A 14,807-nucleotide genomic window follows, 5' to 3' on the forward strand; every position below is an offset into this window, starting at 1 on the left:
GGTCTTCGGACCGCTGGGGCTCGTGGTGCGGGTCGAGGACCCCGACGACATGGAGCGCCTGGCGCGCGGCTTCGAGGGCCAGCTGACCGTGACGCTGCACATGGACGAGGGCGACACGGCGCAGGCGCAGCGGCTGATGCCGGTGCTCGAGCGCAAGGCCGGCCGGATCCTCGTCAACGGCTTCCCCACCGGCGTCGAGGTCTGCGACAGCATGGTCCACGGCGGGCCGTTCCCGGCCTCGACCAACTTCGGCGCCACTTCGGTCGGCACGCTGGCCATCCGCCGCTTCCTGCGCCCGGTCTGCTACCAGAACATGCCCGACGCGCTGCTCCCCGAAGACCTGCAATAAGCCCGACATGGGGGCGGCCCCGCGCCGCCCCGTCCACCGGCCCGAGCTTCTTCTGGCCAGAAATATCCCGGGGTGAATTGGCGCTCTGCGCCAAGAGGGGCAGCGCCCCCGGCACCCTGCCAATAGAGGACTGCCCAATGGACCCTTCCCAGATCAAGACCGCCCTCGGCTCCGGCCTGCTGTCGTTCCCCGTCACCCCGTTCGACGCCGACAACCGCTTCGCGCCCGAGCCCTACAAGGCTCACGTCGAGTGGCTTTCGGGCTTCGACGCCCCGGTGCTCTTCGCCGCCGGCGGCACCGGCGAGTTCTTCTCGCTGACCCCGGACGAGATCCCGGCCATCGTTTCGGCGGCCAAGGAGGCGGCGGGCAACACCGCCATCGTCTCGGGTTGCGGCTACGGCACCGAGATCGCCACCGGCATCGCGCGCTCGGTCGAGAAGGCCGGCGGCGACGGCATCCTGCTGCTGCCGCACTACCTCATCGACGCGCCGCAGGAGGGGCTCTACAATCACGTCAAGGCGGTCTGCGACGCGACGGGAATGGGGGTCATGGTCTACAACCGCGACAACGCGGTGCTGCAACCCGATACGCTGGCGCGGCTCTGCGATGCCTGCCCCAACCTCGTGGGTTTCAAGGACGGCACCGGCGACATCGGGCTCGTGCGGCAGGTGACCGCCAAGATGGGCGACCGGCTGACCTACCTCGGCGGCATGCCGACGGCCGAGCTTTTCGCCGAGGCCTATCTCGGCGCGGGCTTCACCACCTACAGCTCGGCGGTGTTCAACTTCGTCCCGGCGCTCGCCAACAAGTTCTACGCGGCGCTGCGCGCCGGCGACCGGACGACCTGCGAGGACATCCTCAAGAGCTTCTTCTACCCGTTCATGGAGCTGCGGGCCCGGCGCAAGGGCTATGCCGTGTCGGCGATCAAGGCCGGCGTGCGGCTGGTGGGCTTCGACGCCGGTCCCGTGCGGTCGCCGCTCGACGACCTGACCGGCGCGGAGGAGGAGATCCTCAAGGACCTCATCGAGGCGCATAAATGAGGATCGCCGAGGTTCGCACCCACCTGCTCGAGCACCGGCTCGACACCGCCTTCGAGAGCGCCTCGATGCGGTTCGACAAGCGCGTGCACCTGCTGGTCGAGGTCATCTGCGAAGACGGCACGACGGGCTGGGGCGAGTGCCTCGGCCCCGCCGGGCCCAATGCCGCCGCCGTCGCGGCCTATGCCAACTGGCTGAAGGGCATGAACCCGCTCGAGACCGAAAAGATCTGGGCGACGCTCTACAACGCCCTGCGCGACCAGGGCCAGCGCGGGGTGACGGCGACGGCGCTGTCGGGCATCGACATCGCGCTCTGGGACATCAAGGGCAAGGCGCTTGGCCAGCCGGTGTCGGTCCTGCTGGGCGGGCGCTGGCGCGACAGCGTGCGCGCCTATGCCACCGGTTCGTTCAAGCGTGACGGGGTGGACCGCGTCGCCGACAACGCCGAGGAATGCGCCGGCCACGTCCGGGCGGGCTTTCACGCGGTGAAGATCAAGATCGGTTTCGGCGTCGAGGAAGACCTGCGCGTCATCGAGGCCGTGCGCGACGCCATCGGCCCCGACACCCGCCTGATGATCGACGCCAACCACGGCTATGACACCATCGAGGCGATCCGTCTCGGCCAGCGGGCGGCGAAATACGGCATCGACTGGTTCGAGGAGCCGGTGGTGCCCGAACAGCTGTCGGCCTACCGCCGGGTCCGCGCCGAGCAGCCGATCCCGGTGGCGGGCGGCGAGACCTGGCACACCCGCTGGGGCTTTGCCGAGCCGCTCTCGACCGGCTGCGTCGACATCGCCCAGCCGGATCTCTGCGGGGTCGGCGGTTTCACCGAGGCGAAGCGCGTGGCGGACATGTGCACCCTGCACGGCGTGCGCCTCGTGCCGCATGTCTGGGGCACGGCGGTGCAGATCGCGGCCGCGCTGCAGTTCATGGCGGCCATGGTGCCGAACCCGGTGCGGGTGAACCCGGTCGAGCCGATCATGGAATTCGACCGCACCCACAACCCGTTCCGGCAGGCGGTGGTCACCACTCCGCTCGAGCACGACAGCGGCGTGGTGCGCATCCCCGATGCGCCCGGCCTCGGGATCGAGATCGACCGTGACGCGCTGCTGCGCTTCGCACCGGAGGCCCCGGCATGATCGACCGCAAGCTTGACGGGCCCGCGCCGCGCACGGCGATGCCGAAGGGCGCGACCGACACGCAGATGCACATGTATCTTCCGGGCTTCGAGATGCGCCCGGACGGCGTTGGCGCGCCGGCCGATCCGCTGCCCGACCCGGCGATGTATCGCCGGGTGATGGGCTGGCTCGGTCTCGACCGTGTGGTCATCACGCAGGGCAACGCCCATGGCGACGACAACGCCAGCCTGCTGGCCTGCGTGGCCGAGATGGGCGATTGCGCGCGTGGCGTGGCGGTGATCCGTCCCGACACGCCCGACGCCGAGATCGCCCGGCTCTCCGAGGGCGGCATCGTGGGCGCGCGGATCATGAACCTGCCCGGCGGCGCGGTCGGGCTCGATGACCTCGAGGCGATCGACGCCATCGCTGCCGACGCCGGCTGGATGATGGCGGTGCAGTTCGACGGCTCGGCGCTGCCCGAGCTCGAGCCACGGCTGGCGGCGCTGAAATCGCGCTGGGTGCTCGATCATCACGCCAAGATCTTCGACGGCGCGACGCCCGCGCATGTGGCGGTGATCAAGCGGCTGCTCGACCGTGGCAACGTCTGGTTCAAGTTCGCCGGCTGCTACGAGAGCTCGCGCGATGGTGGGCCCGACTTCCCCGACATCGCCAGCGTCGCCCGCGAGATCGGCGCGCATGCACCCGAGCGGATCGTCTGGGGGACCAACTGGCCGCACAATGCCGCGCGCGAGACCGCCGACTACCCCGACGACGCGGCGTTGCTCGATCTCGCGATGTCCTGGCTGCCCGACGAGGCGGCCCGCGTGGCGACGCTGGTCGACAGTCCGCAGCAGCTCTACGGCTTCCCGCCGGTCGGCTGAGCCACGAGTCCAGCGGGCGGCGTGAAATGCGCCGCCCGCTCGCGTCTCTGCCTGGCCCGCCATCCTGCGGTCGCGCGGCTCAGGCGGTCTCGGCCGCCGCGCGCGCCCGGACCACCTCGGCCCCGGCCATCATCAGCGGGCCGACGCCCTTGGCATCGTCGGTCACGATGTCCTCGGACAGGTAGTAGCCGGGCGTCCCGTCGCGGTAGTTGCCCTCGAAGCCGCCAAGGCCCGCGACATGGCAGATGCGGGTCAGCTGCACCCGCCCCTCGACCGTCTGCAACCGCGAGGACACCAGCGCATCCCAGGCCCGTCGCCCGGGTCTGCCAGAGGGCGCAAGCCCCAGCCGGTCGGCGGCCATGAGCGCGTAGGCGAACATCGCCGAGGCCGAGCTTTCGTCGTAGTTGCCCGCAAGGTCCGGGGCCGCGAGCACCTGCGGCCAGAGCCCCGAGGCTCCCTGCTGCGCGATCACCGCGTCGAGCAGGGCGCGGGTTTCGGGCAGCGGCGCGCGACCGGGCAGCAGCTCCGCGATATCCACCAGCGCCATTGCCAGCCAGCCGACCGCCCGGGCCCAGACCGCCGGGGATTGCCCGGTCTCGGCATCGGCCCAGCCTTGCGCCCGCGCCGCGTCGTGGCCGTGGACGTAAAGCCCCGCCGGCCCCGCCGTCAGGTCGAGCGCGCGCGAAAGCTGCGCCAGCGCGTCGTCGACGAGCGCGTCATCGCCGCTGCGCTGGCCGTATTCGATCTGGAACGGCAGCCCCATGTAGAGCCCGTCGAGCCAGACCTGCTCGGGGTAGCGCTTCTTGTGCCAGTAGTTGCCGGTGTCCGTCCTCGGGTGCTCGGCGAGCTGCCCGGCGAGCCGCCCGGCGGCGGCCATGTAGCGCGGCTCTCCGGTCTCGTCGGCAAGGTGGAACAGGCACCGCCCGGCAAGGATGTGGTCGATGTTGAACTCCCCCGGATCGTAGCCCGCGAGCGCGCCGTCGGGGCCGACCTGCGCGTCGGTGAGCCGCCGCAGGTGGTCGAACCAGCGCCGCTCGCCGGTGGCGCGGTGCAGCAGCACGAGGCCCCGGTAGATGCAGCCGTCCTCGTAGCACCAGCTGCCGCCCTTGTAGTGGCGGTAGCGCGCGGCGAAGGCGTCGAAATAGTCGAATGCGGTCATGGGGTCTCCGTGGCGATGGCGGGGGAGGGACGGGTGAGCCCGCCCTCGGTTACGGGATGGCCGGGGGCCTCGACGCGGGCGTTCTCGGCCAGCAGGCCGGCGTGGCGCAGGGGAGCGACGTCGGCGGCCATGAGCGGCGGTTCGGGCATGGTGTCGGGGGCATGGCTGTGCACCCGCACGTCGTGCAGGCGGATCGGGCCGAAGGGCGCCTCGGCCAGCCCGAGAAACGCCCCGAGCGCATGGGCAAGGCCGTGGATATCCACGTCGTCGACGGTGATTTCTCCGACATGCGGGGTGGTCTCGGTGACCGGCGCGGGGCGGCGGTCCTGCACCCAAGGCGCATGGCCGTCGGGATCGCAGAAGTAGTGCCCGTTGGCGGAAAAGGCGGTGCCGACGCCGTCCATCGAGACGTTGCGCATCGCGATCCGCTCGACCGCGCCGCCGCGTCCCCGGCGGGTCTTGATCCGCAGGCCCCGGTCGGTGCCGCGCATCTCGCAGGCCTCGACCGTGACGTCGCGGACGCCGCCCGACATCTCCGAGCCGATCACCACGCCGCCGTGACCGCGCGCCATCAGGCAGTGGCGGACGCCGATGCGGGCGGTGGGGCGCAGGTGGCCGGCGGCGCCGTCCGGGCCGCGCTTGCCGGCCTTGATCGCGATGCAGTCGTCACCGACCGAGAAGGCGGTGCCGAGGATCTCGACGTCCTCGCACATCTCCGGGTTGAAGCCATCGGTGTTGGGGCTGTCGTGCGGCGCCTCGATGGTCAGCGCGGCGGCGGTCAGCCGGGCGCAGCCCTGCGGGTGGATCGTCCAGGACGGCGCGTTGCGGATGGTGAAGCCCAGCAGCGTCACGTCGGTGCAGTCGATCAGGTGCAACCCGCGCGGGCGGCGGGCGCCGTCGCGGGTTTCCTTCGGCCAGGACCACCAGTCGCCCCGGTCGCCGCCGCCGTCGAGCACGCCCGGCCCGGCGATGGTCAGCGCCTCGGCGCCGACGGCGTGCAGGGGGGCGGCGAAGCAGGTCTCGGGGAGCCCCTCCCACGAGCCGAGCATCCGGCCGGTTGCGTCGCGGGCGGGCAGGGTGGGCCAACCCGCCCGCGAGCGCGGCGCCGCAAGGGCGGCACCGGCAGCGAGTTGCACGGTCATCTGCCCGCGCAACGCCACCGGGAAGGCGACGTAGTGCCCCTCCGGGATGAGCAAAGTGCCATTTTGCGGCACCGCAGAAATCGCTCGGGAAATCGCGGCGGCATTGGCCGCGGCGCTCTCGGGCGTGTCGGGCAGATCGGCCCGCGCGTCGTGGTCGCGGATGTCCACCAGCCCCGCGCAGGCGGGGGTCTCGAAGTCGAAGGGGGCAAACCCCTCGGCCTCGAAGCGGTAGGCGGTGGCGGGGGCAAGATCGTGCAGCGGCAGCACCACGCGGTCGGCGGTGCCGCGCGCCACCACCTGCCCGGCGCGGCTCAGCTGCCAGGGAAGGGCAGGGGCCAGGGCGTAGCGCGCGCCGGGTTTCGGCAGGCAAAGGGCCACCGACCGCGCGGAACGCGCGGCAAGACGGATGCGATGCATGGGTCGGTCTTTCCTGTGTCGGTCGGATCGCGGCCCCCGCCGGCGGGGCAGGGGCAGGGGCCAGGGGCCAGGGGGCTTAGCTGTCGAAGTCCTCGAGCACGTCGTTGGCCGCGTCGATGATGACCTCGGCGGCTTCCTCGGCGCTGATCATGTCGTAGGAATACTCCTCGAGCGTGTCGATGAAGGCGCCACGCAGCTCCGGGTGCTCGTTGAATGGCGAGATGGCCGGACCGCTCGCCTCCATGGCGATCTCATGCGCCTTGACGATCTCGGGCTTGATCATGCCCGCCTCGATCAGCCGGTCGGCGGCGACCTTGGCGGCGGGCAGGCCACGGGTGTCCTTGAGCGCGTCGATGCCCTCGGGCTCGGTCAGCATGCAGTTGACGATCTCGGCCGCGGCCTCGGGGTTGTCGGAGTTCTTCGAGATGGCGAACAGCATCGACGGCTTGCGGTAGGCGCCGTCGGTCACCGCGTCCTCGAAGCGCACCGGCTGCGTGCTGTCGAGCATCTCGCCCTCGTTCAGCGGGTCGGAATACTTGAAGTAGGTCGTGTCCCACTCGTAGGAGCCGGCGATCTTGCCCTGCGCCCAGTCCTGTTTCTCGTAGAGGTTCACGTTGCCCTCGCCGGCCTCTTCCTGCTGCGAGCGCACGGCGCCGGTCTCGATCATGCGGCCGTAGAAGGCGATGCCGGCGGCCAGCTCCTCGGGTGTCCAGGCGACGCGGTTGGTTTCGGGGTCGACGAGATCCTTGCCGGTCTTCTGCACAACCGCGAGCGTCACCAGAAGCTGCGCGGTCTCCTTGACCGAGTTGAAGAGGTTGTGGTCCTCGCCCATCTTCTCGCGCAGCACCTCGGCCGAGGAAAAGAACTCCTCCCAGGTCGTGGGCACCGGGATGCCGGCCTCTTCGAGCGTGGTGGTGTTGAAGAAGAACACCCGGCCGGTGGTCGACAGCGGCAGCCCGTTGAGCTTGCCGTTGACCGTCACGGGGGCGAGCTGGTCATCGCTCCACTGGTCGAGGTCGATGGTGTCCGACAATGTATTCAGGTCGTGGAACCCTTCGCCATCCTGCGAGAACAGCGGCAGCCACGGCCAGTTGACCTGCACGATGTCCGCCTCGGTCCCCCCGGCCATCTGCGTGGTGAGCTTCTCGAGGTAGCCGTCGAAGCCGGTGAACTCGGGCGAAATCGTGTGGCCGTAGGTCTCGCCGCAGGCCTTCAGCGCGGCCTGCGTCGCCTCGTGCCGGCTTTCGCCGCCCCACCAGGACATCCGCAGATCGGCGGCCTGGGCCTGCGCGGTGAGCGCCAGCGTGGCGGTGAGCGCGGTGGTCAGATGCAGTTTCATGTCGGGGTCTCCTCCTCTGAATGTCCCGAATGTCTCGCGTCAGCCCTGCGCCCGCAGGGAGACGTTGTGGCCGCTGTCGCGGTCGAAGATGTGGATGTTCGCCGCCTCCGGCAGCAGCCGGATGGTGTCCATCGAGCGGTCCATCGCGTCGTAGTCGGCGGCGCTGGCGACGCTGGTGATCTCGCGCCCGTCGAGGCGGGCGTGCAGGTAGACCTCGTGGCCCATGAACTCGACCGAGCGCAGCTGCGCGCTGAGCGCCCCGTTGACGCCGTTCGCAAGCTTCAGGTGCTGCGGCCGGATGCCGAGCGCGGCGTTGTCGGGCCGGGCCGTCAACCGTTGGGTCAGCGCCTCGTCGAGGGCGATGACCTGCCCGCCGGTGCGGAACATGCCGCCGTCGACATGGCCGTCGATCACGTTCATCTCGGGGCTGCCGATGAAGCCCGCCACGAAGAGGTTCGCGGGCCGGTCATAGAGCTCCTTGGGGGTAGCGACCTGCATGATGTGGCCGTCCTTCATCACGCAGATGCGGTCGCCCATGGTCATCGCCTCGGTCTGGTCGTGGGTGACGTAGACCACCGTCGAGGCCATGCCCTCGGCCTTGAGCCGCTTGTGCAGCTCGGTGATCCGCACCCGCATGGAGGCGCGCAGCTTGGCGTCGAGGTTCGACAGCGGCTCGTCGAAGAGGAACACGTCCGGCTTCTTGATGAGCGCGCGCCCCAGCGCCACCCGCTGGGCCTGGCCGCCGGAAAGCTGCTTCGGCAGTCGGTCGAGCAACGGCTCGATCTCGAGGATCTTCGCGACCTCCTCGACCGCGACCGCCGCTTCCTGCTTCGAGGCCCCGCCGATGCGCAGCCCGAAGGCGAGGTTGGTGCGCACCTTCATGTGCGGGTAGAGCGCGTAGTTCTGGAACACCATGGCGATGCCGCGCTTGCCCGGCTCGAGCGTGTTGACGATGCGGTCGCCGATGCGGATCTCGCCCGCCGTGATGTCCTCGAGCCCCGCGATCATCCGCAGCGTCGTCGACTTGGCGCAGCCCGAGGGCCCCACGAGGACCATGAACTCGCCCTCTTCGACGTCGAGGTTGATCCCGTGGACGGCCTTGAAGGCGCCGCCGTAGACCTTTTCGAGATTGTTCAGTTGAAGACGTGCCATTATCCCTTGATCCCCCCTGCGGAAATGCCCTCGATGAAGTATTTCTGGGCCATGAAGAACACGACGAGTGCGGGCGTGATGGTCAGCACCGACATGGCCAGGATGCGGTTCCACTCGAAGGCTTCGGTGGTGTCGATCGACAGTTTCAGCGCAAGGCTCACCGGGTACTTGTCGACCGAGCTGATGTAGATGAGCGGCCCGAGGAAGTCGTTCATCGTCCACATGAACTGGAACAGGCAGACCGAGATCAGCGCCGGCGCCAGCATCGGCACGACCACGAAGACCAGCGTCTGCCACGAGTTGCAGCCATCGACGCGGGCGGCCTGCTCCATGTCGTCCGGGATCGCCCGGAGGAACTGCACCAGCATGAAGACGAAGAAGGCGTCGCCTGCGAGCGCCGAGGGCACCCAGAGCGGCAGGAAGCTGTCGAGCCAGCCAAGGTCGCGGAACAGAAGGTATTGCGGAATGCGCGTGACCACGTTCGGCAGCAGCAGGATCGCGATGACCGAGGTGAAGAGCACCTTCTTCAGCGGGAACTCGAAGCGGGCGAAGCCGTAGGCCACCATGGTGCAGGAAATCGCCGTGCCGATGGTCTTGGGCAGGATGATGAGGAACGAGTTCCAGAAGAACCGCCCGAAGGTGTAGGGCGTCGAGGTCTCCCAGCCCTGGGCGTAGCCGTCCACCGTCGGGTTGCGCGGCAGGAAGCCGGGGTTCGCGAAGATCTCGGCGTTGGTCTTGAACGACGCGCCCACCAGCCAGATCAGCGGGTAGAGCATCACCAGCCCCACGCTCACGAGGATGGCGTAGCGGGCGGCGGCCGAGATGCGGGCCCGGCGGACCTGCGCCCGGTTGTGACGGCGGGCCTCGGCAAGCGCGTCGCTGCCCGCGGTCAATACGTCTGATGCGTTGGAGATGTCCGTCATGGTCTCAGCTCCGCTTGTCGCCGGCGTAGAAGACCCACTTCTTCGAGGACCAGAAGGCCACGAGGGTCAGCGCCATGATGATGAGGAAAAGCACCCACGCGATGGCCGAGGCATAGCCCATGTCGAAACGCTTGAAGGCCTCGTCGTAGATGTAGAGCGGCAGCAGGTAGGTGGACTTGAGCGGCCCGCCCTGGGTGATGATGTAGGGGCCGTTGAACTCCTGGAAGGCCTGGACCATCTGCATGATCAGGTTGAAGAAGATCACCGGCGTGATGAGCGGGATGGTGATGAAGACGAAGCTGCGCGCCTTGCTCGCGCCGTCGATGGCGGCGGCCTCGTAGAGCGACTTGTCGATGCTCTGGAGGGCGGCGAGAAAGATCACCATGGCCGAGCCGAACTGCCAGCAGCGCAGCAGCGTGATGGTGAAGAGCGCGTTGCCCGGGTCGCCGAACCAGTTGACCGGCTCGCCGCCGAACCAGACGATCACCATGTTCACCAGCCCCTCGGTGGCGAAGATGTAGCGCCACAGCACCGCGATGGCGATCGAGCCGCCAAGGATCGAGGGCACGTAGAAGGCCGTCCGGAAGACGTTGATGAACCGCAACTTGTAGTTGAGGATGTAGGCGATGAAGAGCGCGAAGGCGAGCTTCAGCGGCACCGTGATGAACACGTAGAGCAGCGTCACCGACAGCGACCGGCGGAAGGTGCGGTCGTTGAAGAACAGGTCGATGTAGTTCTCCAGCCCCGTCCATTTCGGGCTGCTCATCAGGTTGTAGTCGGTGAAGCTGAGATACAGCGACGCCAGGAAGGGAATCGCCGTGAACACCAGAAGCCCGACGATGTAGGGGCTGAGGTAGACCAGCCCGAGCGTGCGGCTGCGAGTCATCCCGTGCCTCCCCCGGCAGGGCGGTTTGTTCGTGTAACTCTCAATGTTTCCTCCCGAAACTGCGGTTTGGGTCGCTTTCCCGGCGGTGGGTCAGGTGGCGCCCCGGGGCCTCCTCCGGCCCGCAACGTTGCGCCATGTGCAGTTGTATGATGAATTAGTGACAGATCGGGCCACCGGAAGAAATTGACGATCATGGCGAAAAAGATGGACGAAATCGAAGGTGGTGTCCTGTCACGCTTTCCGCCGGGATCGCTGACGCTCACGCTGACGCGCGCGGCGATCAGGATGCAGCATTCGACAAGCTGGCGCATCGAAAAGGAGAATCCGGTCGAGGATCTCGTGGTCGCTCTCGAGGGGTGTGGGCATTACATGGTCGATGGCGCGCCGCTGACCCTGGCTGCGGGCGAGGCGATGCTGCTGCCACGCGGCACGCGATTCGTCGGCTGGAACGAGGGGCCGGGCACCTACCTTGGCGTGGCCCAGCATTTCACCCTGTCTGCGCATGGCGCGCACGACCTGATCGGGCAGATGGAGCTGCGTCGGAAAGTGCGCCTGTCCCGCTGGGACGTGCTCGAGCCGATGATCCGGCACTACCGGCAGAGCGCGCCGCCGGCCTCGATCACGCTGGCGCAGCATCACCTCTTCATGGTGATGCTGCTGTCTTTCATCGACGACGCCTTTGTCGGCTGGCGGCAGGATGCCGCCGCGCCGGTCGAGGCGGGGGAGGGGATCGATCTCGCGGTGATGAAGGCGGCCTCGCGCATCGCGGCGGCGCCGCTCGAAGACGACATCGGCGCCCGCGTGGTCGAGGATGCGCCCTACAACCCCGATTACTTCCACCGCGCCTTTCGCGAGCGGATCGGCCGTACGCCGCGGCAGTATCACGAGTTCTGCCGCATCGAGCGCGCCGCCCATCTTCTTGAGTCGGGGCTTGCCGTGGGCGCGGCGGCGGCCGAGGTGGGCTATGCCGACCCCTACTACTTCTCGCGCTGTTTCAAGCGGGTGATGGGGGTGAGCCCGCGCGCGCACCTGCGCCGGGTGGCGCTGTCGCGCGACGGGCAGCTCATGGGGCTCGACGAGCCCGAGCAGGAAGCCGCGCTTACAGGAAGTCGTCGCGACGGGGGGTGAAGCAGTCCACCAGCTGCCCCGGCTCGAGGCAGACGCAACCGTGCTCGGCGCCGGACGGGATGACGAAACTGTCGCCGGGGCCGACCTCGAAGTCCTCGCCCGAGAGCGTGAACCGGAAACGGCCGCTTTCGACATAGGTCGACTGCACGTGCGGATGGTTGTGCAGCGCGCCTTTCGCATCCTTCTCGAAGCGGAAGGAGACGACCATCAGCTCGGGGGCGTCGGCCAGCACCTGTCGGGTGACACCGGGATCGGGCGAAACGGCGGGAAACGTCCGGACGTGGTCGGTCATACTGCAATCCTCCTGGAAAACCCGCGAGGCGGGATGTCAGACATTTTGAGTGAATGTGTATGACAGGTTTCCGGGTGTCAAGATTGCCCGTCGCGCCCCGCCCGCAGCAGCGCCCGATAGCGGGCCTGGCTGCTCTTGAGGTGGTGGCGCATCGCCTCGCGCGCGGCCTCCTCGTCGCCGTCGAGAATGGCGTTCACGATGACCTCGTGCTCTTTCGAGATCACGTCGAGGTATTCCTTCGGCGCGGGCTCGGCGTTGCTGTCGGTGAGCGCCTTGCGCGGGATCAGGTTGGCGCCGATCATCGACAGGAAGTCGCCGAAACGCGGGTTGTTGGTGGCCTCGGCGATGGCGAGATGCAGGGCGAAATCGGCCTCCATCGTCGGCTCGCCGGCAGCGGCGGCGCGGTCGACCTCGCGCAGGCAGCCGATGATCTTCTCTTCCTGCGCCGGAGACCGGCGTTGCGCGGCCAGCGCGGCGGCCTCGGACTCGACGGCGGTGCGCAGTTCCAGCAGCTCGATCATCGAGGAGATCCGCACGAAGTCGATGTTCTGGAAGGGCAGGTCCACCGGGGCGGGCGGGGCCAGCACGAACACCCCGGCGCCCTGTCGCGGCTCGACGAGGCCGTCGGCCCGAAGCGAGGCGACGGCCTCGCGGACGACGGTGCGGCTGACCTCGAAGTCGCGCGTCATCTGCGCCTCGCTCGGCAGGCGGCTTCCGGGCGGATAGGTGCCCGCGGCGATCTGCTGGCGCAACGCGTCGCGCACCGTCTCCACGAGGGTGCGTCCGGTCTCGGAGCGTTCGGCGCGGCGTGATTTGGCTGGCATGTCCATGTCGGTCTTGTCGAGTCCTCATACAGATGCTGAAGATGAAGTATGACAGCGCAGCCTGTCATTGTCCATGCGCAACGCCGTGTCATGGTTGGCGCGATGTCGCAGGACCCGCCGTACGCGGCATTCCGGCGATTCCGCAGCGAGGGCATTGACAAGATCAACCTGTATAACAAGTATGGGGATGTGTATGACTGGAAGGGGCGGCCGGATTCGGTTGCCCGGGAGGAGGAACATGCGGCTCGACCGACGTCGCCTGAATGGCTTCGCCGAGCAGGGGGTATCCATCGCGGTCACCCTGTTCGGCCTCTTGATACTGACCTTCGTGATCGGGCGCATCATGCCGACCGACCCGGTCCGCGCCATCGTGGGCGAGGACGCCACCCGCGAGGTCTATGAAAACGTCTACCGGCAGCTCGGGCTCGACAAGCCGGTGTGGGAGCAGTTCCTGCTCTACCTGCGCGACGTGCTGACCCTCGATTTCGGCACCTCGATCCGCACCGGCCAGCCGGTGCTGAGCGACATCGCCCGCGTGCTGCCGGCGACCATCGAGCTTGCCACCTTCGCGATCCTGATCGGCGCCGGCCTCGGCGCGCCGATGGGCGTGATCGCGGCGGTGAACAAGGACAAGTGGCAGGACCAGGTGATCCGGGTCATCAGCCTCATGGGGCATTCGATGCCGATCTTCTGGACCGGCATGATCGCGCTGCTGATCTTCTACGCCAACCTCGGCTGGGTCGGCGGCTCGGGCCGGATGAGCCAGTTCTACATCGGCATGGTGCCGGAACGGACCAATTTCCTGCTGATCGACAGCGTGCTTGCCGGCCAGTGGGACGTGTTCCGCTCGGCGCTGAACCACATCATCCTGCCGGCCGCGCTGCTGGGCTATTCGTCGTCCGCCTACATCACGCGGATGACCCGCAGCTTCATGCTCGACCAGCTCAACCAGGAATACATCACCACCGCGCGGGTGAAGGGGCTGAGCCGCCGCAAGACGGTCTGGCGCCATGCCTTCGGCAACATCCGGGTGCAGCTCGTGACCATCGTCGCGCTGGCCTACGGTGCGCTGCTCGAAGGGGCGGTGTTGATCGAGACGGTCTTCGCATGGCCGGGGTTCGGACAGTACCTGACCTCGAACCTGCTGATCGGCGACATGAACGCGGTGATGACCTGCGTGCTGATCGTCGGCGTGATCTTCATCGGGCTGAACATCCTGTCCGACATCCTTTACCGCGTATTCGACCCGAGGACGAGATGAGCATGACCCGCGACATTCCCGCCCCCTCCCGCCGCCGCCGGATGCCCCAGGGGCTGATCGCGGCGCGCAACATCCTGACCTTTCTGGCCAAGACGCCGACCTCGCTGTTCGGGCTGATCGTGCTGGGCCTGCTGATCGCGGTCGCGCTCTTCGCGCCGCTGCTGGCCACGCACGACCCCTACATGCAGGATCTTCAGAACACGCTGCAGCCGCCCTCGGCGGCGCATCTCTTCGGCACCGACGAGCTGGGGCGCGACATCTACTCGCGGCTCGTGCACGGCTCGCGCATCACGCTGACGATCATCTTCCTCGTGACCATCGTGGTCGGCCCGATGGGGCTTTTCTTCGGCACCGTCGCGGGCTACTTCGGCGGCAAGGTCGACACGGTGCTGATGCGGATCACCGACATCTTCCTGTCGTTCCCCTCGCTGATCCTGTCGCTGGCCTTCGTGGCGGCGCTCGGGCCGAGCCTGAACAACGCCATCATCGCGATCTCGCTCACCGCCTGGCCGCCGATCGCGCGGCTGGCGCGGGCCGAGACCATGACCTTCCGCCAGGCCGACTACATCGCCGCGGCGCGGCTGCAGGGCGCGTCGAGCGGACGGATCATCTGGCGCTCGATCGTGCCGATGTGCCTGCCCTCGGTGCTGATCCGGCTGACGCTGAACATGGCGACGGTGATCCTGACCGCCGCCGGCCTCGGCTTTCTCGGGCTGGGCGCGCAGCCGCCGCTGCCGGAGTGGGGCGCGATGATCGCCACCGGCCGGCGCTACATGATCGACAGCTGGTGGCTGGTGACCTTCCCCGGTCTCGCCATCCTGAGCGTGAGCCTTGCCTTCAACCTGCTGGGTGACGGGCTGCGCGACGCGCTCGATCCGAAACAGATGAACCGGAGGTGA

Annotated in this window: 14 protein-coding genes and 1 pseudogene; 7 read left to right on the plus strand and 8 right to left on the minus strand. The window is 68.2% G+C overall.

From position 1 onward, the window contains the following. The 4 genes and pseudogenes from D6860_RS13030 to D6860_RS13045 form a co-directional block, all read left to right on the plus strand. Nucleotides 1-349, plus strand: a pseudogene (locus D6860_RS13030) (aldehyde dehydrogenase (NADP(+))); the annotation flags it as partial. 137 nt (nt 350-486) lie between these two features. Further along, nucleotides 487-1,389 carry a 5-dehydro-4-deoxyglucarate dehydratase gene (kdgD, locus tag D6860_RS13035; RefSeq protein WP_017468927.1) on the plus strand — a complete coding sequence of 301 codons (903 nt, stop codon included), beginning with the start codon at nt 487-489 and terminating at the stop codon, nt 1,387-1,389. Beyond that, entirely contained in the window at nt 1,386-2,525 is a 1,140-nt protein-coding gene (locus tag D6860_RS13040; RefSeq protein WP_076625592.1) for a mandelate racemase/muconate lactonizing enzyme family protein, read from the plus strand. The genes kdgD and D6860_RS13040 overlap by 4 nt, the downstream gene beginning before the upstream one ends. After that, nucleotides 2,522-3,385 carry an amidohydrolase family protein gene (locus D6860_RS13045; protein ID WP_076625591.1) on the plus strand — a complete coding sequence of 288 codons (864 nt, stop codon included), beginning with the start codon at nt 2,522-2,524 and terminating at the stop codon, nt 3,383-3,385. Before D6860_RS13040 ends, D6860_RS13045 begins: the two co-directional genes overlap by 4 nt. Nucleotides 3,386-3,464: 79 nt before the next feature. Here the strand turns inward: D6860_RS13045 and D6860_RS13050 are convergent, their stop codons facing one another. The 6 genes from D6860_RS13050 to D6860_RS13075 all read right to left on the minus strand — a co-directional run bounded on the left by D6860_RS13050 (nt 3,465) and on the right by D6860_RS13075 (nt 10,403). Further along, a complete protein-coding gene (locus D6860_RS13050) occupies nt 3,465-4,544 on the minus strand; it encodes a glycoside hydrolase family 88/105 protein (protein ID WP_076625589.1) in 1,080 nt (359 codons plus the stop codon). Then, nucleotides 4,541-6,103, minus strand: coding sequence for a polygalacturonase PglA (locus D6860_RS13055; RefSeq protein ID WP_076625588.1), 1,563 nt, complete (start codon nt 6,101-6,103; stop codon nt 4,541-4,543). The genes D6860_RS13050 and D6860_RS13055 overlap by 4 nt, the downstream gene beginning before the upstream one ends. 76 nt (nt 6,104-6,179) lie before the next feature. Then, nucleotides 6,180-7,442 carry an ABC transporter substrate-binding protein gene (locus tag D6860_RS13060; RefSeq protein ID WP_076625587.1) on the minus strand — a complete coding sequence of 421 codons (1,263 nt, stop codon included), beginning with the start codon at nt 7,440-7,442 and terminating at the stop codon, nt 6,180-6,182. A gap of 39 nt (nt 7,443-7,481) precedes the next feature. Further along, entirely contained in the window at nt 7,482-8,594 is a 1,113-nt protein-coding gene (locus D6860_RS13065; RefSeq protein ID WP_076625585.1) for an ABC transporter ATP-binding protein, read from the minus strand. Further along, nucleotides 8,594-9,517, minus strand: coding sequence for a carbohydrate ABC transporter permease (locus tag D6860_RS13070; RefSeq protein WP_076625584.1), 924 nt, complete (start codon nt 9,515-9,517; stop codon nt 8,594-8,596). Before D6860_RS13070 ends, D6860_RS13065 begins: the two co-directional genes overlap by 1 nt. A gap of 4 nt (nt 9,518-9,521) precedes the next feature. Further along, a complete protein-coding gene (locus tag D6860_RS13075) occupies nt 9,522-10,403 on the minus strand; it encodes a carbohydrate ABC transporter permease (protein ID WP_076625582.1) in 882 nt (293 codons plus the stop codon). A gap of 204 nt (nt 10,404-10,607) precedes the next feature. On the opposite strand from D6860_RS13075, the gene D6860_RS13080 reads away from it, so the two are divergent. Then, the gene (locus D6860_RS13080) at nt 10,608-11,531 is read left to right on the plus strand and encodes a helix-turn-helix domain-containing protein (RefSeq protein ID WP_076625713.1); all 924 of its coding nucleotides are present in this window, start codon (nt 10,608-10,610) and stop codon (nt 11,529-11,531) included. Here D6860_RS13080 and D6860_RS13085 read toward each other — a convergent pair. Both D6860_RS13085 and D6860_RS13090 read right to left on the minus strand, forming a co-directional pair. After that, nucleotides 11,503-11,823: a cupin domain-containing protein gene (locus tag D6860_RS13085; protein WP_076625580.1), complete on the minus strand. Its 321-nt coding sequence runs from the start codon at nt 11,821-11,823 to the stop codon at nt 11,503-11,505. The two genes, D6860_RS13080 and D6860_RS13085, sit on opposite strands and share 29 nt — an antisense overlap. 77 nt (nt 11,824-11,900) lie before the next feature. Continuing rightward, nucleotides 11,901-12,647, minus strand: coding sequence for a FadR/GntR family transcriptional regulator (locus D6860_RS13090; RefSeq protein WP_076625712.1), 747 nt, complete (start codon nt 12,645-12,647; stop codon nt 11,901-11,903). 238 nt (nt 12,648-12,885) lie between these two features. Here D6860_RS13090 and D6860_RS13095 point away from each other — a divergent pair, with 238 nt between their 5' ends. Then, complete coding sequence (locus tag D6860_RS13095) at nt 12,886-13,908, plus strand: ABC transporter permease (RefSeq protein WP_017467896.1); 1,023 nt, start codon at nt 12,886-12,888, stop codon at nt 13,906-13,908. Further along, the gene (locus tag D6860_RS13100) at nt 13,905-14,807 is read left to right on the plus strand and encodes an ABC transporter permease (protein ID WP_076625579.1); all 903 of its coding nucleotides are present in this window, start codon (nt 13,905-13,907) and stop codon (nt 14,805-14,807) included. Before D6860_RS13095 ends, D6860_RS13100 begins: the two co-directional genes overlap by 4 nt.

The organism is Salipiger sp. D13 (assembly GCF_003703915.1).
Classification (GTDB): domain Bacteria; phylum Pseudomonadota; class Alphaproteobacteria; order Rhodobacterales; family Rhodobacteraceae; genus Salipiger; species Salipiger profundus.